The sequence below is a fragment of the Streptomyces sp. NPDC006332 genome (genome assembly GCF_040612855.1).
In the GTDB taxonomy this organism is placed as follows: Bacteria; Actinomycetota; Actinomycetes; order Streptomycetales; family Streptomycetaceae; genus Streptomyces.
The window spans coordinates 1-21,071 of sequence record NZ_JBEXRA010000060.1 but is presented as its reverse complement, the minus strand read 5'-3'; the positions used below and the strand labels follow the sequence as shown (position 1 = coordinate 21,071).

At 71.3% G+C, this 21,071-nt stretch carries 20 protein-coding genes; 13 read left to right on the top strand and 7 right to left on the bottom strand.

The genetic code is table 11. From position 1 onward, the window contains the following. Positions 1 to 151: 151 nt before the first annotated feature. A complete protein-coding gene (locus ABZ027_RS36275) occupies positions 152 to 2,161 on the top strand; it encodes a bifunctional polysaccharide deacetylase/glycosyltransferase family 2 protein (protein WP_356776052.1) in 2,010 nt (669 codons plus the stop codon). A gap of 58 nt (positions 2,162 to 2,219) precedes the next feature. Then, entirely contained in the window at positions 2,220 to 3,443 is a 1,224-nt protein-coding gene (locus ABZ027_RS36270) for an LCP family protein (protein WP_356776016.1), read from the top strand. Positions 3,444 to 3,500: 57 nt separating this feature from the next. Here ABZ027_RS36270 and ABZ027_RS36265 read toward each other — a convergent pair whose 3' ends face one another. After that, complete coding sequence (locus ABZ027_RS36265; protein ID WP_356776014.1) at positions 3,501 to 4,175, bottom strand: SDR family NAD(P)-dependent oxidoreductase; 675 nt, start codon at positions 4,173 to 4,175, stop codon at positions 3,501 to 3,503. A 149-nt stretch (positions 4,176 to 4,324) separates the two neighbouring features. Here ABZ027_RS36265 and ABZ027_RS36260 point away from each other — a divergent pair, with 149 nt between their 5' ends. Continuing rightward, positions 4,325 to 5,020 (top strand): helix-turn-helix domain-containing protein, encoded by a 696-nt coding sequence (locus ABZ027_RS36260; RefSeq protein WP_356776012.1) that lies wholly within the window; start codon positions 4,325 to 4,327, stop codon positions 5,018 to 5,020. 102 nt (positions 5,021 to 5,122) lie between these two features. Next, complete coding sequence (locus tag ABZ027_RS36255) at positions 5,123 to 6,097, top strand: alpha/beta hydrolase (protein ID WP_356776010.1); 975 nt, start codon at positions 5,123 to 5,125, stop codon at positions 6,095 to 6,097. A gap of 47 nt (positions 6,098 to 6,144) precedes the next feature. Here ABZ027_RS36255 and ABZ027_RS36250 read toward each other — a convergent pair whose 3' ends face one another. From ABZ027_RS36250 to ABZ027_RS36235, 4 genes are all read right to left on the bottom strand, one after another. Then, positions 6,145 to 7,143 carry a protein-ADP-ribose hydrolase gene (locus tag ABZ027_RS36250; RefSeq protein ID WP_356776008.1) on the bottom strand — a complete coding sequence of 333 codons (999 nt, stop codon included), beginning with the start codon at positions 7,141 to 7,143 and terminating at the stop codon, positions 6,145 to 6,147. 122 nt (positions 7,144 to 7,265) lie between these two features. Beyond that, positions 7,266 to 8,027 (bottom strand): nuclear transport factor 2 family protein, encoded by a 762-nt coding sequence (locus ABZ027_RS36245; protein WP_356776006.1) that lies wholly within the window; start codon positions 8,025 to 8,027, stop codon positions 7,266 to 7,268. Between the two features lie 135 nt (positions 8,028 to 8,162). Beyond that, positions 8,163 to 9,029, bottom strand: coding sequence for an SDR family oxidoreductase (locus ABZ027_RS36240; protein WP_356776004.1), 867 nt, complete (start codon positions 9,027 to 9,029; stop codon positions 8,163 to 8,165). Positions 9,030 to 9,077: 48 nt separating this feature from the next. Next, positions 9,078 to 10,016 carry an NAD-dependent protein deacetylase of SIR2 family gene (locus ABZ027_RS36235; protein WP_356776002.1) on the bottom strand — a complete coding sequence of 313 codons (939 nt, stop codon included), beginning with the start codon at positions 10,014 to 10,016 and terminating at the stop codon, positions 9,078 to 9,080. Between the two features lie 232 nt (positions 10,017 to 10,248). On the opposite strand from ABZ027_RS36235, the gene ABZ027_RS36230 reads away from it, so the two are divergent. Beyond that, the gene (locus ABZ027_RS36230; protein WP_356776000.1) at positions 10,249 to 11,217 is read left to right on the top strand and encodes an AraC family transcriptional regulator; all 969 of its coding nucleotides are present in this window, start codon (positions 10,249 to 10,251) and stop codon (positions 11,215 to 11,217) included. A gap of 92 nt (positions 11,218 to 11,309) precedes the next feature. Here the strand turns inward: ABZ027_RS36230 and ABZ027_RS36225 are convergent, their stop codons facing one another. Further along, positions 11,310 to 11,957, bottom strand: coding sequence for a response regulator transcription factor (locus ABZ027_RS36225; protein WP_356775998.1), 648 nt, complete (start codon positions 11,955 to 11,957; stop codon positions 11,310 to 11,312). Then, the gene (locus tag ABZ027_RS36220; RefSeq protein WP_356776050.1) at positions 11,954 to 13,186 is read right to left on the bottom strand and encodes a sensor histidine kinase; all 1,233 of its coding nucleotides are present in this window, start codon (positions 13,184 to 13,186) and stop codon (positions 11,954 to 11,956) included. Before ABZ027_RS36220 ends, ABZ027_RS36225 begins: the two co-directional genes overlap by 4 nt. A gap of 257 nt (positions 13,187 to 13,443) precedes the next feature. Here ABZ027_RS36220 and ABZ027_RS36215 point away from each other — a divergent pair, with 257 nt between their 5' ends. The 8 genes from ABZ027_RS36215 to ABZ027_RS36180 all read left to right on the top strand — a co-directional run bounded on the left by ABZ027_RS36215 (position 13,444) and on the right by ABZ027_RS36180 (position 20,953). Then, positions 13,444 to 14,214, top strand: coding sequence for a class I SAM-dependent methyltransferase (locus ABZ027_RS36215; protein ID WP_356775996.1), 771 nt, complete (start codon positions 13,444 to 13,446; stop codon positions 14,212 to 14,214). Positions 14,215 to 14,363: 149 nt separating this feature from the next. Next, entirely contained in the window at positions 14,364 to 15,479 is a 1,116-nt protein-coding gene (locus tag ABZ027_RS36210) for a Gfo/Idh/MocA family oxidoreductase (protein WP_356775994.1), read from the top strand. Further along, positions 15,476 to 16,396, top strand: a complete 921-nt coding sequence (locus ABZ027_RS36205) for a PmoA family protein (protein WP_356775992.1) — start codon at positions 15,476 to 15,478, stop codon at positions 16,394 to 16,396. Before ABZ027_RS36210 ends, ABZ027_RS36205 begins: the two co-directional genes overlap by 4 nt. Further along, entirely contained in the window at positions 16,393 to 17,166 is a 774-nt protein-coding gene (locus ABZ027_RS36200; protein ID WP_356775990.1) for a cupin, read from the top strand. The genes ABZ027_RS36205 and ABZ027_RS36200 overlap by 4 nt, the downstream gene beginning before the upstream one ends. Before the next feature lie 97 nt (positions 17,167 to 17,263). Continuing rightward, positions 17,264 to 18,547 carry an ABC transporter substrate-binding protein gene (locus ABZ027_RS36195; protein ID WP_356775988.1) on the top strand — a complete coding sequence of 428 codons (1,284 nt, stop codon included), beginning with the start codon at positions 17,264 to 17,266 and terminating at the stop codon, positions 18,545 to 18,547. After that, positions 18,544 to 19,488, top strand: a complete 945-nt coding sequence (locus ABZ027_RS36190; RefSeq protein WP_356775986.1) for a sugar ABC transporter permease — start codon at positions 18,544 to 18,546, stop codon at positions 19,486 to 19,488. The genes ABZ027_RS36195 and ABZ027_RS36190 overlap by 4 nt, the downstream gene beginning before the upstream one ends. Then, positions 19,485 to 20,351, top strand: coding sequence for a carbohydrate ABC transporter permease (locus tag ABZ027_RS36185; protein WP_356775983.1), 867 nt, complete (start codon positions 19,485 to 19,487; stop codon positions 20,349 to 20,351). Before ABZ027_RS36190 ends, ABZ027_RS36185 begins: the two co-directional genes overlap by 4 nt. Next, positions 20,348 to 20,953 carry a hypothetical protein gene (locus ABZ027_RS36180; RefSeq protein WP_356775981.1) on the top strand — a complete coding sequence of 202 codons (606 nt, stop codon included), beginning with the start codon at positions 20,348 to 20,350 and terminating at the stop codon, positions 20,951 to 20,953. Before ABZ027_RS36185 ends, ABZ027_RS36180 begins: the two co-directional genes overlap by 4 nt. The last annotated feature ends 118 nt before the right edge of the window (positions 20,954 to 21,071 follow it).

Below are 21,071 nucleotides of genomic sequence, written 5' to 3'. Positions count from 1 at the left end.
GAGGAAGGAGAAACGCCCTGCTGCTGCACGGCACCCGGGCCCTGCACGGGGCGTCTCCCGGGAAGGGGGCCGATATTCCGTGAGGGCCCGGCACAAGCAGTCCCGCGACCCGCGCGCCCACTGGCTGTTACTGATCCTCGTCCTCCCCGCGATGTTCGCGGCCCTGCTCTTCGAGGGCTGGACCGACCACGAGGTCGACGCCGCGAAGACGCGTTCCCCCTGCACCTCACCCGCGCCGGACGCGGTCACCGCCGGAAACGGCCCGGTGATCGGGATCAACCGTGACGGGATACAGACCGCGTCCATGCCCGCCCGCACCGTCGCCCTCACCTTCGACGGCGGCCCCGACCCGGTGTGGACCCCGCGCCTGCTCGACCTGCTGCGCCGCCATCGCGCGCACGCCACCTTCTTCCTCTACGGTGCCCAGGCGGCCCGCCATCCGGATCTGGTCCGGCGCATCCGCGCCGAGGGCCACGAGATCGGCTCGAACACCTACACCGGCGCCGTCCTCGGCGAGGCCTCACCCGCCCGCTTCGCCACCGAACTCGACCTGACCCAGGCCGCGTTGGCGGGCACCGCGAACCTGCACACCACGCTGCTGCGGATGCCGCGCACCACCTCCCCGGACACCCTGTGCGGCCGGGAGTGGCAGGCGGCCCGACAGGCCACCGCCCGCGGCTATGTCCTGGTCACCGCCGACAAGGCCGCCCGCAAGCCGGCGCAGGGACTGGTCCGGCAGTTCAGCCAGACCCAGACCGCCTACCGGGAGACCCGAAAACTCCTCGCCGACCGCAGCGTCGACCGTTTCACCACCGTGACCGACGGACTCGACCTCACCCCGTACACCCCGGTGTCGGCCCTCGCCCGCTGGCAGGGCACCGCCCTGATCTGGGGCACCGGCCTCGGGCGCGCCTTCTCGCAGGCCATGACGTGGGTCCTCGGGATCGCGGGCGCGCTCGGCGTCCTGCGCCTGGCCCTGCTGGTGCTGTTCGCCCGCGCCCACGTCCGCCGACTGGAGCGCTTCACACCCGGCGCGCCGTGGATGTGGGAGGTGATCGAACCGGTGACGGTGCTGGTCCCCGCGTACAACGAGGAGGCCGGCATCGCCTCGACGGTGCTCTCGCTCCTCGGATCCACCCACCGTGACCTGCAGATCCTCGTGATCGACGACGGCTCGACTGACCGTACGGCCGAGATCGCCGCGGGGATCGGCGACCCGCGGGTGGAGGTGATCCGGACGCCCAATGGGGGCAAGGCCGCGGCGCTCAACACCGGTCTGGCGCACACCCGGCACGACATCGTGGTCATGGTCGACGCCGACACCGTCTTCGAGCCCGACGCCGTGCACCGGCTGGTGCAGCCGCTGGCCCATCCCGCCGTCGGCGCGGTCAGCGGCAACACCAAGGTCGGCAACCGGAGCGGGCTGCTCGCGAAGTGGCAGCATCTGGAGTACTGCTTCGGCTTCAACCTCGACCGGCGGATGTTCGAGGTGCTGGAGTGCATGACGACCGTTCCCGGCGCCATCGGGGCCTTCCGCAGGGACGCGCTGATGGGTGTCGGCGGGATCAGCGAGGACACCCTCGCCGAGGACACCGACCTCACGATGGCCCTGTGGCGGGCGGGCTGGCGGGTGCTCTACGAGGAGTCCGCCGTCGCCTGGACCGAAGTGCCCACCTCACTGCGGCAGTTGTGGCGCCAGCGCTACCGCTGGTGCTACGGGACCATCCAGGCGATGGGCAAGCACCGGGGCGCCGTCCTGGGTGTGGGCACGGCCGGACGCTTCGGCCGTCGCGGCCTGACCTACCTCGCGCTCTTCCAGGTCGTCCTGCCGCTGCTCGCACCGGTCATCGACGTCTACGCCCTGTACGGCGTGCTGTTCCTCGACCCGCTGCGGTCGGCCGGCGTCTGGTTCGCCTTCCTCGGCGTCCAACTGGTCTGCGCGGCTTACGCGTTGAGACTGGACGGCGAGCGCAGGCGGACACTGTGGTCGATGCCGCTGCAGATCTTCGTCTACCGGCAGCTGATGTATCTGGTGGTCTTCCAGTCCGTGGTCGCCCTGCTCCTCGGCAGCCGGCTGAAGTGGCAGCGGATGAAGCGTTCCGGCACGGCGGCTGAACAGATCGGAGGCCCCGCGCCGTACAAGAGCGTGCCGACGAGGTGATCCCGACGCTCCGAGGGAGACGAGGTGATCCCGACGCTCCGAACGACTGGACACGCCGATGGACGACTGGACCGACCACCGGGCGGGTGACGACGACCCGCTCGACGGCGCGATCGCTGGCCTGACCGGGCCGGTACGCGTCAACACGGGCCGGGTGCTGCCGTACGCGCCCCCGCCCTCGACGCGTACCGCACCGCTGCCCGGCATGCCCTCGCCCGCCCCGCCGGGCCGTACCGGCGGGGCGGGCACCCGCGATCAACCGGAGCGGGGAAGCAGAATGCCCAGAGCCCGCCGCTCCGGGCGCCGCCGGGCGGTGCGGGCGACGGTCGTCCTGCTCTGCGGTCTGCTCGCCGCCTGCGCCGGAACGTACATGTGGGCCGACACCCGGCTCGACCAGGAGGTGGACCTGGGCGCGCTCACCGACCGCGCGGCCCCCGGCAAGGGCACCAATTACCTCGTCGTCGGCTCCGACAGCCGTGAGGGTCTGTCCGAGCAGGACCGCAAGGACCTGAACACCGGCTCGGCGGAGGGCCGTCGGACCGACTCCATGATCCTGCTGCACACCGGCGCGAGCGGCACCACGATGATGAGCCTCCCCCGCGACTCGTGGGTGACCCTCCCGCCGTACGTCGATCCCGGCACCGGCAGAAGCTACCGCGCCGCGCCGAACAAGCTGAACGCGGCGTTCTCGCTGGGCGGGCCCGAGTTGCTCGTACGGACCGTGGAGCGCAACACCGGACTGCACGTCGACCACTACGCCGAGATCGGGTTCGCCGGGTTCGTGGGGGTGGTGGACGCGGTCGGCGGCGTGGACATGTGTCTGGACCGGCCCATCAAGGACAAGTCCTCGGGGGCGAACCTGCCCCGGGGCTGCCAGACCCTCGACGGCTCCGAGGCGCTCGCGTTCGTCCGGCAGCGCAAGCAGGAGGCCCAGGGCGACCTGGGCCGTACCCAGAACCAGCAGAAGTTCCTGACCGCGCTCGCCGCCAAGGCGACCACCACGGGCACGCTCCTGGACCCGGCCAAGTCGGTACCGGCGGTCACCGCGGGCCTCGACACGCTCGTCGTCGACAGGGCGACCGACCTGCCCCGGCTCATGTCGCTGTTCCAGGCCATGCGGGGCGTCGCCGGCGGCGGTGGTCGTCAGCTCAACGTCCCCGTCGCCGACCCGAACGTCACCACCTCCAAGGGCACCGCCGTGCAGTGGGACACGGTCCGCGCGCGGAAACTCTTCGGCGAGTTGAAGCAGGACCTGCCGGTGAGTGCCCCACGCCAAAAGTGACCTGGAGGAGGCGGAAGCCCTTGGCTGCCGCCAAGCAGTGCGGGCCCGGGCCTGCTCTCAGAGGCTGAAGACGAGTTCGGCCCGGTCCCGCTCGGTGGTGTGCAGCTGCCAGTAGACGGGGGAGATCTCCTCGGGCTGGGCCGTCGGGAAACCGGGAACGGCCGGGGTGCCGATGGAGACGTCGATGCCGACGTGGGCGGCCTGGACGCCGGTGCCGTCCAGTTCCTTGTGCAGGTTGATCGCCCAGTTGCGCAGCGCCGCCGCGGCGGCGTTCACGTTGCCGACCTGCGGCACGGGGTCGATGGAGCCCGCGCCGGTGGTGTAGAGCAGCGTGCCCGAGCCGGCCTCCCGCATCGCGGGCAGCACTGCCCGGGTGGCGGTGACGGCGCCGTAGAGCTGGTCGATCTCGTGCTGGAGATGGGCCGGTTCGGTCTCGGCGGGGGTGGTCAGAACGGTGGAGCCGAGCGTCCCCACCGGGGAGTACTCCAGGACGTCGATGCCGCCGAACCTCGCGGCGGCGTCCTGGAGTGCCTGGCCGAGCGCCTCACGGTCGATGACGTCCGCGGGGAACGCGGCGGCGGTGATGTCCTCCGCGGTGAGCTTGCCCACGAGGCTGTCGAGCTTCTCGCGGTTGCGGGAGATCAGGGCGACGTCGAAGCCCTGAGAGCCGAAGGTGCGGGCGATGGCCAGGCCGAGCTGAGGGCCGGCCCCGATGATGGCGATGCTGGTCACGACGGGTCCTTTCCGAAAGGCAGACGAAGGAAGCGGGGAGTACCTGGAAAGGCCTATCCGTTTCTAGATCCGGATAAGTCTTTCCGGTTTCCTTCGCCAACCGTACCAGCAAAACTGGATAGGGCAATCCGGTTGCTAGACTCCCCGGTATGACGCCTGGTGACCAGCAACCCGACGCCCCTGCCGCCCAGCCTCTGCGCAGTGACGCCGAGCGCAACCGGGAGCGGATCATCGCCGCCGCGCGCACGGTCTTCGCGCGGGACGGGCTGAATGCCTCCATGGCGTCGGTGGCCCGCGAGGCGGGGGTGGGGATCGCGACGATGTTCCGGCGCTTCCCCACCAAGGCGGAACTGGTCGACGCCGTCTTCATCGACCGCATGGACGCCTACGCCGACGCGGTCACCACGGCCCTCGACGACCCCGACCCCTGGCAGGGCTTCGTCGGCTACGTCGAGACCGTCTGCGCGATGCAGGCCGCCGACTACGGCTTCGCCGACGTACTGACCACGACGTTTCCCGCCGCCAAGGCCCTGGAACGCCGCCGCAACGACGCCTATGCGGGCATGCTCGAACTCATCGGACGCGCCAAGGCCACCGGCCGCCTGCGTGAGGACTTCGACCCCTCGGACCTGGTGCTGATCCACATGGCCAACGCCGGCGTCGTCAACGCCACGGGCGACGCGGCTCCCGACGCCTGGCGACGCGTCGTCGCCCTGCTGATCCAGTCCCTCGCGGCCCCGGCCCGCGGCACCCTGCCCGCCTCGCCCGAGCATGATGCCCTCTACCAGGCCATGCTCCGTCCCGGTCCGGCGGGCGGGACGACGGCAGGTGGACCGGCCGGCTGAGCCGGCGTCCGGCAGCCGCACACCGACGGGACGTACGGGCACCACCTCGTCGACGACATCGTCCTGCCGCCGCTCACCATGAAGCAACCATGTGAGGACACCGTGCAACCGAAACCGCCCCCCTTCGACGCCGAACTCGACGCAGTCCTGCAGGTGATGGCAGCCGAGGGCAGCACCCTGCCGGACCTCACTCCGGAGGGCATCGCGGCCGCGCGCCAGATGCTGGACGCCGCGGTCCTGGACGACGAACACCTGGGCCGCCAGGGGTTTTTCGAGGTCGAGGACCGGGTCGTGCCAGGGCCTGACGGCGGCCCCGGCGTCGCGCTCCTGATCTGCCGCCCCTCGGCATCCAGCGGCCCGCGGCCCGTGATCTACCACGTCCACGGCGGCGGCATGATGATGGGGAACAACCGGGCCGGTGTGGACATGATCGTGGACTGGGCGCGGGAGCTGAACGCGGTGGTGGTGTCCGTCGAGTACCGGCTCGCGCCGGAACACCCGCACCCCGCGCCGGTCGAGGACGTGTACGCCGGCCTGTCGTGGACGGCCGATCACGCGCGGGAGATCGGCGGTGACTCCGAGCGGATCGTCATCGCGGGAGTCAGCGCGGGCGGTGGTCTCGCCGCCGCGCTCACGCTGCTGCTCAGGGATCGCAAGGGGCCGCGGCCCGTCGGACAGTTGCTCATGGGCCCGATGCTGGACGACCGCAACGACGCACCGTCCGCCCACCAGATGCAGGATCTCGGCGTCTGGGACCGTACGGCCAACGAGGCCGGCTGGACCGCGCTGTTGGGCAGCCGGCGAGGTGGCCCGGACGTGTCCCCCTACGCGGCACCCGCCCGCGCCGAGGATCTGTCCGGGCTGCCTGCTGCCTATCTCGACGTCGGCTCGGCGGAGACCTTCCGGGACGAAGTCGTCGCGTACGCCTCCCGTATCTGGCAGGCCGGGGGAGTGGCGGAGCTGCATGTGTGGCCGGGTGGCTTCCACGGTTTCGAGGGCTTCGCCCCGCAGGCGGCCCTCGCCCGCGCGGCTCTGGACGCACGCCTGAACTGGCTGCGGCGGCTCCTTGCCGAGTGAGCGCAGCCGGTGGACCCTGGCCGGGGTGACCGCTGTCGTGCTGTGTCTCAGGGGCGGGCGCCCATGCCGAGGGCGTGCCGGTAGGCCCGTTCGTCATCGTCCTCGAACACGGTGAACACCACGCGGTCGAAACGGCCGGGATGCGCCGTGATCCAGTCCGCGACGGTGTCCAGCGCGACCGGTGCGGCCTCCTCCTTGGGATAGCCGAAGACGCCGGTGCTCACGGCGCAGAAGGCGAGGGTGCGGACGGTCTCCACCTCGGCGGCGACGTCCAGACATGCCCGGTAGGACGAGGCGAGCTCCTGCGCGTCACGTGCATGCGGGCGACCCTGCACGACGGGGCCGACGGTGTGCAGGACGTACCGGGCCGGCAGGTGGTAACCCCGGGTGATCTTGGCCGTACCGGTGGGTTCGGGGGCTTGCTGCGCCGTGATGATCGTGTGGCAGTCGTCGCGCATGCGCGGCCCGGCGGCGTTGTGGAGGGCGTTGTCGATACAGGGGTGCTGAGGGCGGAAGCAGCCGAGCAGTTGACTGTTGGCGGCGTTGACCACGGCGTCCGCGGCCAGCGTGGTGATGTCTCCCCGCCACAGCACGGCCTCGGACGCGGCCCGGAAGGTGGTGCCCTGGAACTCCTCTTCGACCGTGGGCAGTTCAAGCGCCGAGACGGTGGGCCGCAGCTGCCGCTCGGCGCCGAGCAGCGCGTCCAACTCCTGGTCCACGCCTTGCGGCAGCGGACCGGGGTCACGGACGGTCAACAGGGCGCGCAGCAGGCTGCGAGCCGTTGTGGCGCCGCTAGGGGAATCGGCGTCGGCGAGGCTCCTCAGTGAGTCGGACCGCAGTCCGAGCCGGGATACGGCCGGATCGGCGCTGAGTAGGCGCAGTGCCGAGCGCACATGTGCGTCCAGCCTCCCGGTCGGGGCGGGGGCCGCCGTCGTGCGGAAGGGCTCGTCGAGGACGACGGATGACCGGTAAGCGGACAGAGGCAGGGCGGAGGGCTGTGTCCGAGTCCCGGCGAAGGCATCGGGCTCGGCGCGGCTCGGAATCATCGAAGGCTCCGGGTGAGGCGGGTGGACGAGGTGTGCCGAGGGCCCGGCATCCGCACGGCGGTGCGCGGAACCGGGCCGTCGACGGGTGGCTCACATCGGGTGTGATCCTGGCGGCGGGCCGATCAGAACAGGCCGTTGCCGTGCGGCAGTTCGGCCGGGACGGGCGCGACGACGTCCCAGTGCTCGACGATCCTGCCGTCTGCGACGCGGAAGAGGTCGTAGTAGGCGACGGGCACGCCGAACTCGCCCTCGGACTGCGTCAGCACGAACTCGCCCTCGGCGATGACCTTGTGGACCTTCTTGTAGACGAGGTTCCTGCCCTGCTCGGCCCACTTGGCGGCGGCCGCCCCGAAGCCGTCGAGACCGTCGGCGGCATCGGTGTTGTGCTGGTGGTAGGTCTCGGTGGAGATGTAGTCGGTGAGCACCGAGTAGTCGGCGCCGACGAAGACCTTCTCGGCGAACTCGGCCACCATGGCCCGGTTGGCGTCGGTCTTGTCGGTCTCGGTGACCGCGGCGGGACCGTCCGTCTGGGAGCGGCCGGAGACGGTGTCCTTGACCAGCGGGGTCAGGGCGTCCCAGTGCTCGGCCAGCTTGCCGTCGGCGTCGACCCGGAAGATGTCGAACCCGACGAGCGGGTCCGGACCGAAGCCGTGGTACGTGCCGTGCAGCGCGACCAGGTCGCCGTCGGCGATGACCCGGGCGCCGTCGTAGCGGAAGTCCGCGCCCAGACTGGCGACGAGCCCGCGGAAGGCCTCCGGCCCGTCGGCGACGAGGGCGCTGTGCTGCTTGTAGTCGGCGGCCAGCCAGCGGTCCACCGCGGCCGTGTCCTTGTCACCGAACAGTTCGGCGGCGGCCTGGAGGACGGTGTTCTTCGCGTTGCTCATGAGGGTCTTTCCTTGCTCGGGACCTGCCCCGGGGTGGACCGGCGGTCGAGTGATGATGTGTTCAAACTATGCCGACGGTCCTGGATGAACCGGCACAGATGGCGACTTAGGATGGTCAAAATGCGGCATGCTTCGTCAGTCCTTCCTGGGGCGGACGATGTCGGCCAGGGGTGTGGCCGGGTGGCCGGTGAGGCGGGGCACGGCGTCGCTGACACCGTCGAGTTCGCCGGACGCGATGGCCGTGTAGGTGGACACCCAGGCATCCAACTGCCACCGCGGAGCCCCGTAGGAGGAACGGGAGGCGTAGGCCGCCTCGACCGTCTCCTGCTGGTAGGTGATCGTGCGGCCGAGTCGCGCGGACAGGATCGCTGCGGCTTCGTCCAGCGTGAGGGCCTCGGGCCCGGTCAGGTCGTAGGCCACGCCCGCGTGATCGTCCGGCCGGAACAGCACCGCGGCGGCCGCGTCGGCGATGTCGTCCTGACCGACGAACGCGGCGCGTCCCTGCCCGGCCGGACCGCGGATGACGCCGTCCTCACCCACGAGGTCGGGAACGAACTCCGCGTAGAAGTTGTCCCGGAGGAACGTGTACGCCAGGCCGCTCGCGCGGATGTGCTGCTCGGTGTGGAAGTGGTCGCGTGCCAGGGTGAAGGTCGCGTCGGGTGCGGCCCCGTAGAAGGAGACGTACACCAGGTGCCGGACACCCGCCGCGACGACGGCGTCCACGAACGTCTTGTGCTGGGCGAGCCGGTCGGCGCTCTCGGACGCGGAGACCATGAAGACGGTGCGGGTGCCGGCGAGGGCCTCCCGCACGGCGTCCTGGTCGGCGTAGTCACCTCGCACCGCCAGTGTCCCGGCGAGCCGTGGGGCGCGTTCAGGGTCGCGGACCAGCAGTTTCTGCGGAACGCCCCGCTCGGCCAGTCGCCGTGCGACGCGCCCGCCGAGCCGGCCGGTGGAGCCGGTGACAGCGATCGTGGGGAGGGACACCGCGGATGTCTCGGACATGACGTGCCTTCTCTTTCTGTGGTGACGAGGGAGCGCTGCCGCCACACGTCAGGAATCGAGCCCGCCGAGCAGCCGGTCCGCTCCGAGGGGGACGGACAGTGCTCGATCGCCGAGGTCCGCGGGGACGTCGGGATGGTCGGGGTTGATCCGGACGAGGCGGGCCCGAGGGGTCTGGCGCACCAGGTTCTCCATGGGCCGGCGGATCACGCCGGGGGTGTTGAAACCGGCGCCGATCTCCACCACGAGCAAGGTGCTGTCGGTGGGCGCGTCGTCGAGCCACCGGGCCAGCCGCCGCCCCGCGGGCATGTACGAGTCGTCGACGAACTCCGGGCCGACACGGACGTTGGGGAAGACGTCGGCACCGCAGTTGGGGCAGCGCGGCAGGGCCCGCGGGTCGGTCACCCGGCCGGTGTCCCGGTCGTACGCGGCGAGGATCGTGTCGAGGAACGGCCTGCTGGACCACGTCTCGCGGGAGCACGGGACCGTGCACTGGAGGCGGCCGTAGTCGCCCTGCGGAGTGAAGACCCGGTCCGCCGCGAAGCCGTTGCGGGCGAAGAGGGCGTCGACGTTGGACGTCATCACCCAGTGATCGCGCTCGCCGACCAGCTCCCTCAGCGTGCGGTAAAGGGGGTTGGGCTCGGTGCCGTAGCGGACGTCGTCGATGTGGACGGCCCAGTAGCCCCACATCATGTCCTTCGGCAGCGGCACACCGAGCAGGTAACGCGAACGCAGGCCGAGCCGGTACAGCGCCGGGAGCAGTTCCCTGAAGCGTTCGGTGTCGCCGTAGTCGTAGCCGGCAGCCGCGCTCAGGCCCGCTCCGGCCGCGATCAGGACCCGGTCGGCCTCTTTCAGCCAGGCGCGGACGGTCTCGCGGGCCGGTGCGGTCGAGACGGGAGCATCGGTCGCGGTCGGGTCGGGAGCGTCGGCCGCGGTCGAGGCGGGCGCATTGTTCGCCGTCGGCGCGGAAGCATGGTGCACGGTGTTCACGACACACGGATCCCTTCCGGTGCCACGGACACCTGCTTGATGTACTCGTCGAAGGCCGTGGTCAGTTCCTCGACACGGGTCAGCGGTCCGCCCAGCCGGTGGCGGTGTCCGCCTCTCCCGTCGTCGCAGCGCGCCGTCCTTTCCGGTTTCCGCCGGAGAGACGTTCCGTTCCCGCGGCGGCACGACCAACGTACGGAGAGCGCGGGGAGGAAGCCGGATAAACTTCCGACTGATGATGGCCAAAAACCGACATGATGCCCCGCGCGAGATCCCGGAGATCCCGTTCTCCGCGCCCGCGGGCACGCCCGCCGGTGTCGAGGTCATGTCGCTGGCGGAGCTACGGCGGCGCGTCTCCGGGTGCGCCCTGGCCCGGCCCCAGCGCCCCGACTTCCATCACCTGCTCACGCTCACCGCGGGCGACCTCTGGCACATCGTCGACTTCGACGGCTACGCCCTGCGACCGGGCTCCTGGCTGTGGGTGCGCCCGGGACAGGTACATCAGTGGGGAGACCTGACCAAGGCAGACGGCACTCTGATCCTCTTCCAGCAGGACGTGCTGGACGCGGCCACGGCGACGGCCGCCCGTGTCGACGACCCGCACGCACCCGTCGTCACCACCCCCGTCGCCGAGGACGCCGAGGCGGTGACCATGGCCGCGGAACACCTGAGCCGCGAGTTCCAGGCGCTCGGTCACCTACCGCTCGAAGCGCACATCGCGGCCCTGCGCCACCTCCTCGCCGTCCTTCTGCTGCGACTGGCCCACCTCACCGTCCCGGTCGGCAGCCCCGCTCCGGAGCCGGACGAGACCTACCTGCGGTTCCGTGACGCGGTCGAACGGCACTTCACCGCCACCCGACGAGTGGAGGAGTACGCCCGCATGCTCGGCTACTCGGGCCGTACCCTCGCCCGGGCGACTTTGGCCAACGCCGGGCTCAGCGCGAAGGAGTTCATCGACCGCCGGGTCGTGCTGGAGGCGAAGCGTCTGCTGGCGCACGGCGACGAGAGTGCCGCGCAGATCTCCGAACATCTGGGCTTCGTCACGGCCTCCCAGTTCAGCAAGTACTTCGTGCACCGCACGGGTCGTTCCCCGATCGACTTCCGCAAGGGGATCCGGGGACTGGCGACGAGCGAGTCGCATGCCAGCCTTCAGGACACCGGTTCGGGCATCGTCCCTCCGGCCGTGGAACATCGACGCAGGTAGGGTCCTCGTAACCGCGGGGAATCACCGGTGTCTTCCAGCACCGCGGGGAATGACCGACGTCGTCCCGACGGCTCCGGCCGCAGCGGGAGTCGTCAGGCCAGCAGTCGCTTCTCCTTGGCGACGGCCACCGCGCCGGCCCGGGTCTCCACGCCCAACTTGTCGTAGATGCGGCCGAGATGGGTCTTCACCGTCGCCTCGCTGATGAACAGGGCCCGGGCGATCTCCCGGTTGCCCAGTCCGCGGGCGAGCTGTTCGAGGATCTCCCGTTCGCGCGGGGACAGGGTGGGGCGCGGGCTGCGCAGGCGGGTCAGCAGCCGGTCGGCGACGGGGGAGGAGAGGGCGGCGCGGCCGGAGGCGGCGTCACGGATCGCGGTGAACAGTTCCTCGGGTTGTTCGGCCTTGAGCAGATAGCCGGTGGCGCCGGCCTCGATGGCTCGGGTGACGTCCGCGTCGGTGTCGAACATGGTCAGTACGAGGACCCGGGGGCCGGTCGTGCCGTCACCGGTCAGACGCCGGGTGGCCGTCACGCCGTCCATGCCGCCGTCGAGCTGGAGGTCCATCAGAACGACGTCGGGGCGCAGCCGGGCGGCCATGGCGAGCGCCTCCTCACCGGTGGCCGCCTCACCGACCACGTCGATGCCCTCGGCGCTGGAGAGCAGGGCGCGCAGTCCGGCCCGTACCACGGCGTGGTCGTCGCACAGCAGCAACCGGACGGGCGGTGCGGGCACCGGCGTACTCACAGAACGGGCTCCTTGCCTGGGGCGGAGGGGTGCGGCAAGGCCAAGGGTGCCAGGGGGACGGCCACCGACACGACCGTGCCCTCGCCGGGGAGGGACTCCACGGTGAGCGTGCCGCCCGCCTGCCTGGCCCGGATACGCATGGCCGGCAACCCGTGCCCCCGTTCCCGGGCCGCCTCCGGGGCGGAGGGATCGTGCGGGGAGGACGCGGTGCGCGGGCGCTCCACGTCGAAGCCGCGGCCGTTGTCCGCGATGTCGAGGGAGACCTGGTCGTCCAAGCAGGTCAGGGTCACCGCGGCCCGGGTCGCCGCCGCGTGCTCGCGTACGTTCGCGAGCGCTCCCTGGGCGATGCGCAGGAGTGCCGCCTCGACCCGCTCCGGCAGTCGGCCCGGATCGCCGTCGAGTCGGAACTCCACGGCCAGGCCCGGGGTGCGGTCCCGTTCCGCGAGCAGGGCGAGCGCGCCCGGGAGCGCGTGTTCGGCGAGGTCGGCCGGCGCCAGGTCGTGCACGAACCGGCGGGCCTCCGTGAGACTGCGGGAGGTGATCTCGGCGGCGTCGCGAAGGTGCGCGCGGGCCGTGTCCGGGTCCGTCAGCCAGACCCGCTCGGCCGCTTGGAGCAGCATCCGCTGGCTGGACAGACCCTGCGCGACCGTGTCGTGGATCTCCGTCGCCAGCCGCTGCCGTTCCGCCAGTACACCGGCTCGCCGCTCGGTGGCCGCGAGGTCGTGGCGGGTGCGGACCAGGTCCTCGATCAGGGCGCGCTGCCGGGTTCCCTGGCGTTGCAGATGGATCAGTACGGCGGTGGCGACCGCGGCGACGGCCGGGGGCGCCACGACCATGTTCGGATTCAGCGAGCCGTCCGCCACGCGCACCTCGGACACGACGACCAGTGCGGTGAGCAGGCCTGCGAGCGGCAGGGCCAGCCGTGGGGGCAGCGCGTGCAGACCTGCGAACAGCAGCGGCATCGCACACCAGGTGGCACTCGGGGCGAGGACCAGCAGGGCGACCCAGACCGTGACCACCGAGCCCAGCCAGACCAGATGGCGGGGAGTGGGCGCGCGGCCGGGGCGGGGGGCCGGGGCCCGGACGCGCCCGAGGACGTACAGCAGACCGAAGCCGGCGAACAGCGTCACCACCCACCAGGTGCCCGGCCCGCCCTGGTCGCGGGTAAGGAAACGGACGACGGAGGAGCCGAGCAGCAGGAGGAACGCGACATCGACGGTCGTGGCCAGCCAGCGCTCGTCCGGATCGGTCGGATCATCTGGATCGGTCGGGTCGGTCAGATCATCCAGGGCGGTGGGATCGGAGTGGTTCACCCTCCGTGTCTAACGCGCCGAGCGCGGCTCCGCATCAACCGATCGGCTGACCTGGGCACCCTCCGAACCGCGCCCGGACCCGATCCTGTCGACCGAGCCGGACACCCCGCTCACGCACCGAGGCTGGTGGCACGGCCCGCACCACCCAGCAACTCGGAAGCAGGAGAGCCCACATGCCCGGCAAGAACCTCACCGTCAACCGTGCCGCACTCGGCCACCGCATCGGCTACGCCCTGCGTCATCCCGACCGCGTCCCGCGCCATCTGGCCCGCGCCACCCGGGACATGTGGCTGCGCCGGCGTCACACCGACCACGTCGCCTACTACCGGGCCGTGATGCGCTCCGACACCCGGGCCGACCCCGACGCGGCGGTCGGCAGCCGCAACCGGGAGCGGTGGCTGGCACTGGGAGCGATGCAGTTCGACTACCTGGTCGGCCACGGTCTGCGCCCCGAGCACCGCATGCTGGAGATCGGATGCGGCAACCTGCGGGGAGGCTGGCGGTTCATCCGGCACCTGGAGGCCGGGCACTACCACGGCATCGACATCTCACCCGACATCCTGGTCTCCGCGCAGGACACCATCGTGGAGATGGGTCTGCAACAGCGACTGCCCACCCTGACCCCGGTACGCGACCTGACCCTGGGCTTCCTGCCCGACGCCCACTTCGACGTCGTGCACGCACACAGCGTCTTCTCGCACTCGCCCCTCCCGGTGATCGAGGAGTGCCTGGCCCATGTCGGCCGGGTGCTCGCGCCGGGCGGCTGGTTCGACTTCACCTTCGACCGCACGGAGGGCGAGGAACACCATGTCCTGCGTGAGGACTTCTACTACCGCACCGAGACGCTCCTCGCCCTGGCCGAGCGGCACGGCCTCCGGGCCCGTTTCATGGACGACTGGGAGGACCTCCCGCACGGCCAGTCCAAGATCCGGGTCACCCACTGAAAGGCGGCGATCCGTGGGTGGGCAGTGTCGTGGTGGTGAAAGCCGCTCCAACATCACCGCAGGGGGTTGTCCGGACATTCCCCGACCCCTAGGCTCCCTGGGAGCAAGCGCTTTCTGCGTCTGCCTCGATGCTGCCCGAGGAGTACCGCATGCCCCCGCTCCCAGCCCGTCGCCGCGTTGCCGTGGTCGGTACTGGTGCCATCGTCAGCGGCAGCCACCTGCCCGCGCTCAGAGCCCACTCGGACCGGACGGAACTGGTCGCCGCCGTCGACGTCGACCAGGACCGCCTCGACGCGTTCCGGGAACTGGCGGGCGGCGAGGTCGCCGGACACACCTCCATGGACGCGATGCTGGAGGCCGTACGCCCCGACCTGGTCCTCATCGGCACGCCGCCGTCCCTGCACCGGGAGCAGACGGTGGCGGCGCTGAAGGCGGGCGCCTGGGTGCTGTGCGAGAAGCCGCTGACCCTGTCGCTCGCGGAGTACGACGAGATCGCCGCGGCCGAGGAGGCGTCGGGCGCGTACGCGTCCGTGGTCTTCCAGCACCGCTACGGCTCGGGCGCCGTGCACGCCCGCGAACTGATCACGAGCGGTGAGCTGGGCGCCCCCCGGGTAGCGCACTGCCAGACCACCTGGCACCGGGACGCCGCCTACTACGCGGTGCCGTGGCGCGGGAAGTGGGCCACCGAGGGCGGCGGCCCCACGATGGGACACGGCATCCACCAGTACGACCTGCTGCTGCACCTGCTCGGCCCCTGGACGGAGATCCGGGCCATGGCGGCACGCCTGGTGCACGACACCGAGAGCGAGGACGTCTCCACCGCCCTGGTCCGGTTCGAGAACGGCGCCCTCGCCACCGTCGTCAACAGCGTGCTCTCCCCGGACGAGGTCAGCCGCATCCGCATCGACTGCGCGGACGCGACCGTCGAACTCACCCACCTCTACGGCCACCGCAACGAGGACTGGGTCTACACCCCGGCCCCGCACGTTCCCTCCGAGCGCGCCACCGCCTGGAGTGCCCCCGCCGAGGACGTGCCCAGCTCCCACACCGCACAACTCGGTGCGCTCCTGGACGCGTACGACAACGGTGTCAGGCCGCCGACCAGCGGAGCCGACGCCCGCGCCACCCTCGAGTTCGCCGCCGCCCTCTACAAGGCGGCCTTCACCGGCGACCCGGTGCACGCGGGTGAGATCGGCCCCGGCGACCCGTTCTACCCCGCCATGCACGGAGACCACCCCCACTGGGCCCCCAAGGAGCGCGCATGAGCATCCGCGTCAGCCATGTCCACGGCGAGCACATCGCGGTGGAGGCCGCGGACGGCACCGAGATCCTCCGCTACGTCTACCGCCCCGACCCCGACGCCTTCGAGTCCCAGAAGCCCTACGCCCACCCGGTGCGCACCCTCGCCGGGCGCACGGTGACCGGCTACCGCCCCAACGACCACCGCTGGCACAAGGGCCTGCAGATGACCGCGAGCCATCTGTCCGGGCAGAACTTCTGGGGCGGCAACTGCTACGTGCACGGCGAGGGTTATCTCCCCCTGCCGGAGCGCGTCGGCTCGATGCGTCACGACGGCTTCCCCGCGTTCACCGTCGACGACGACCGGCTGGCCTTCACCGAGGAACTCACCTGGGTGGAGAACGGCGGCGCCCAGTGGGCGCGCGAGGAGCGCGGGCTCGCCGTCCACTCGGTGGACGAGGAGGCCGGGGCCTGGGCGCTGGACTGGTCGATCCGGCTGACGAACCTGCGGGACGAACCGCTGGTCTTCGGCTCCCCGACCACCGCCGGCCGTGAGATGGCCGGTTACACGGGCCTGCAGTGGCGCGGACCCCGCGACTTCACCGGCGGCACGGTCTTCGCCCCGGACACCGACGCGGACAAGCTGATGGGCTCCCAGGGCCCGTGGCTCGCCTTCACCACCGAACACGACGAGACCGACGGACACTCCACCCTCGTCTTCGCGCACGCCCCCGAGAACCTCGACGAGACCTCGGCCGTCCACGCCTCGCACTGGTTCGTGCGCTCCGAGCCCTTCCCCACGGTGGCGTTCTCCTGGGCGTTCTTCGAGGAGTTCGAGCTGCCGCCCGGCGAGTCCTTCGCCTTCCGCTACCGGGTGATCGTCGCGGACGGCGCCTGGGACGGCGACCGCGTCGGCACGTACCTGGCGGGGCTGCCGTGGTGAGCGGGCCCGAGGCCGCGAAGCCGGCCCTCCCGCACCCGCTGCCCGGCGCCGTGGGCCTGTCCCACCTGAGCGCCTACGACTGGGAGGCGGCCGACGGGGTGTGCGGCGGCAGCCCGCACCTGCACCTGGTGTGCACGGAGGCCTACGTCGTCACCGGCGGCCGGGGCGCGGTGCAGACCCTGAGCCCCGACGGCTACCGGGACATCCCCCTGGAGGCGGGATCGGTCGCCTGGTTCACCCCGGGCACCGTGCACCGCATGGTGCAGGGCGGCGACCTGCGGATCACCGTGCTGATGCAGAACAGCGGTCTGCCGGAGGCGGGCGACGCCGTCTTCACCTTCCCGCCCGAGGTGCTCGCGGACCCGGACAGGTACGCGGCGGCGGCCACGCTCCCGCCCGGCACCGGACCTCAGACCGCCGCGGCGGCCCGGCGCCGCCGGGACCTCGCCGTCGAGGGCTACCTCGGCCTGCGGGAGTCCCTCGTCGCCGGCGACAACGGCCCCTACGCCGACTTCCAGCGCGCCGCCGCCCGGTTGGTGCGCGCCAAGGTGCCGGCCTGGCGCGAACTGTGGCGGGCCGGTGCGCTGGCCGCCGCCGAACGCACCGGCGCCCAGCTGGACGCGCTGGCGGACGACGCGCCGGATTATCTCGGCGAGGCGACCGCGTACGAGGCCGCGCCCACCCGGCTGGGGGGCTTCGGGATGTGCGGCCGACGGGACGAGTACGCGCTGCCGGGGACCACGCTGCCGTACCAGGGCGAACAGGGATGAAGAAGGGCGAGTAGCAAGAACCCGGGGGCTGAGGGGGCTGAGGGGGGCGTGGGGGGCCGTCAGAAGAAGTCCGAGGAAGAGATGAGGTGACCTCGGCATGCCCGGACACAGGACAAAGGGGTTCTGCGCATCGGCCGCCGCACTCGCGCTCTGTGCGGTGCTGGCCGGATGCGGGGGATCCGGGGAGTCGGTCGGCGGCGGCAAGGTCGCGCTGCGGTACACGTGGTGGGGCAACCCCGACCGCGCGGAACGCACCCAGCAGGCCGTCGCCCTGTTCGAGAAGCGCCATCCGAACGTGCGGGTGCAGACGTCGTTCTCGGGTTACGACGCCTACAAGCAGAAGCTCGCGGTGCAGGCCACCGGGGGCGACGCGCCCGACGTGATGCAGCTGGACTACCGCCAGATCGACCAGTACGCCTCCGGTGGCGTGCTGCTCGACCTGGCGAAACAGAAGTCCGTTCTGCACACGTCCGAGATCGACCCGGGACTGCTGGCCACCGGCCGGGTGGACGGCACCCAGTACGCCGTCCCGCAGGGCCGCGGCACCGAGACCGTCGTCTACGACGTGCGGGCGTGGAAGAAGGCCGGCGTTCCGCTCCCGCGCCAGGGCTGGACCTGGGACGACTGGGCGCAGGCCGTACGCGCGCTGGCCAAGCGCACGGGCAAGCCGGGAGCCACCGACCCGGGCCAGAGCGAGGACGCCTTCGAGGTCTGGCTGCGCGGCCGGGGCAAGGCCCTCTACACCAAGGACGGCCGGCTCGGGTTCACCGCCGACGACCTGGCCAAGTGGTGGACCTTCGCCGACCGGCTCCGGCGCGAAGGTGCCGTCTCGCCCGCCGAGCAGACCACCCAGCTGGACGGGTCCGTCGAGAACACCCCGCTCGGGCGGGGCACGGCGATCGCGGACACCAACTGGGACGCCCCGTCCAGCGGTTACCTCGCCCTCGTCCCGACCGGGATCGCCCTCGCGCCCATGCCGGCCGGTGAGAACGGCACGCCCGGCCAGTACTTCAAGCCGTCGATGTTCCTCGGCGTCTCCGCCGACACCGGCCACCCGAAGGAGTCGGCGCAGCTCGTCGACTTCCTCCTCAACGACCCGGACGCCGCCAAGATCCTCGGCGCCACCCGCGGCATCCCCGTCAACGAGACCATCCGCGACAAGACCGCGTCCCAGCTGAAGGACTTCGACAAGACCGTCGCCGACTTCCAGTCGTCCCTCGAAGGCACCCTCAAGGATCCGCCGCAGGCCCCGCCCTCCGGCGACAACGCCCTGCAGACCACCTTCCAGCGCGACTACGACCAGGTGTCGTACGAGCGCATGTCGCCCCGCGAGGCGGCGGAGAACTACGTCACCGAGGCGAAGGCGGAGCTGAGGTCATGACCACCACCGACATACCCGCGCCCCCCGCACGATCGAAGCGGGCCGCCACCGCCCCCAAGCGCCGCCCCAAACGCGAACGCGAGGGCGCCGCCTGGGTGTTCCTGTCCCCATGGGTCCTCGGCGCGAGCGTCCTCACCCTGCTGCCGATGGCCGTGTCGCTGTACCTGTCCTTCACCGACTACAACCTGTTCGACCCTCCGCGCTGGGTGGGCCTGCGCAACTACACGCAGATGTTCACCGAGGACCCGCGCTACTGGCGGTCGGTCATGACGACCCTGACATACGTCGTCGTCGCCGTGCCCCTCCAACTCGCGCTCGCCCTCGTCGTGGCCCTCGCCCTGAAGTCGATGAAGCGCGGCAAGGGCTTCTACCGGTCCGCGTTCTACGCCCCCTCGCTGCTCGGCGCCTCCATGTCCATCGCCCTGGTCTGGCGGGCCGTCTTCAACGACGGCGGCACGGTGGACAACCTGCTCGGCACCGGCGGCTGGGTGAACAAGCCGGGCTGGGCGCTGCTGGCCGTGGCGCTGCTGACGGTGTGGCAGTTCGGCGCCCCGATGGTCATCTTCCTGGCGGGCCTGCAGCAGATACCCGCCGAGCTCTACGAGGCGGCAGCCGTCGACGGAGCCGGAAAATGGCGCCAGTTCATGTCCGTGACCGTGCCGATGCTGTCCCCGGTGCTGTTCTTCAACCTGGTGCTCCAGACCATCCAGGCCTTCCAGGTGTTCACGCCCGCGTTCGCGGTGAGCGCCGGCAAGGGCGGCCCCGCCGACTCCACCCTCGTCTACACCATGTACCTCTACGACCGCGGCTTCGTCGCCTCCCACATGGGCTACGCCTCCGCCATGGCCTGGGTGCTGCTGCTCGTCATCGGTGTCGTCACGGCGGTCCTGTTCCGCACCTCGCGCTCCTGGGTCTTCTACGCGTCCGAGGGGGACCGATGACCGCCGTATCAACTGCCGCCTCCCGCAAGTCCGTTCGCTGGGGACGGGTCGCCCTGCACCTCGGCTGCCTGGCCGCGCTGCTGGTCATGCTCTACCCGCTGGCCTGGCTGCTCGCCACCTCGCTCAAGCCGGCCGACGAGGTCATCGCCAGTCTCGACCTGCTGCCCAGTCACCTGGAGTGGTCGAACTACAAGACGGCCATGGACGGCGTGAACGACGTGTCCATCTGGCGGCTGCTGTCCAACTCGCTGCTGATCGCGGGCGGCGCGGTCCTCGGCAACGTGCTCAGCTGCTCGCTCGCCGCCTACGCCTTCGCCCGGCTGCGTTTCCGCTTCCGCGGCCCGCTGTTCGCCTTCATGATCGCGACGATCATGCTGCCGCATCACGTGGTGCTGATCCCGCAGTACATCATCTTCAACCAGCTCGGCCTGGTGAACACCTACTGGCCGCTGATCCTGCCGAAGTTCCTCGCCACCGAGGCGTTCTTCGTCTTCCTCATCGTGCAGTTCATGCGTGGTCTGCCGCGTGAGCTGGAGGAGGCGGCCCGTATCGACGGGTGCGGCCCGTTCCGCAGCTTCTTCCAGGTCGTGCTGCCGCTCACCCGGCCCGCGTTGATCACCACGGCGATCTTCACCTTCATCTGGACCTGGAACGACTTCTTCACCCAGCTGATCTATCTCTTCGACCCGGACAAGTTCACCCTCACGCTCGCCCTGAGGTCGTTCGTGGACGCGTCCAGCCAGTCGTCGTTCGGCCCGATGTTCGCGATGTCGGTGATCGCGCTGCTGCCGATCGTGCTGTTCTTCCTGGCCTTCCAGCGGTTCCTGGTGGAGGGCATGGCCAGCTCCGGAGTCAAGGGATGAGCGCGGAGCGGACACGTGAGCCGGGTGAGCTGTTCGGGCCCCGGATGACCCTGTTCGCCGACGTGCTGAGCGTCGGCCTGGCCACGTCGGTGGCCTGCCTGCCGCTGCTGACCGCCCCGGCCGCCTTGTCGAGCGCGTGCGCGGTGCTGCGGGGCGTGCGGCAGGGGCGACCCGCGACCGCGGGGCGGTACGTCGAGGTCCTGCGGAGTCGGCTGCGGGTGGGCGATCTGGCGGCCGGCGCCGTGGCCCTGGCGGGTGCGCTGCTGTGTGTCGCGGACCTGGCGCTGGCCGGGGCCGGGCTGCCGGGGGCGGCGCTGTTCGCGGTGGTGGCCGGCGCGATCGGCATCGGCGCCCTGGTGGTGGGCCTCAGGGCCTGCGCCCGCCCTGAGTCGCTCACCGACTGGCCGGCCGCCGTGCGCGGGGCGGCGAGGGACGTCGTACGGGATCCGGGCGGCTGTGGTCTGGTGCTGCTCGCGGTGGCGACCGCCGCCCTGTGCGCGTGGATGCTGGTCCCGCTCGCGTTTCTCGCGCCGGGACCGCTGGCATTGGCGCTCACCGCTGTCGACGTCCGATCGGTGGGTGCGTCCGGGAGTGGGCCGTGAAGGCCTTCGGCTGAAGCGGCTGTCCGTCGACCCGGCCCGGCGTTCCTCCAAGCGCGGCCGGATCTTCAAGCGCCAGGTGCGTGCCCGCGCCGCCAAGACCGGCGAGTCCTACACGTCC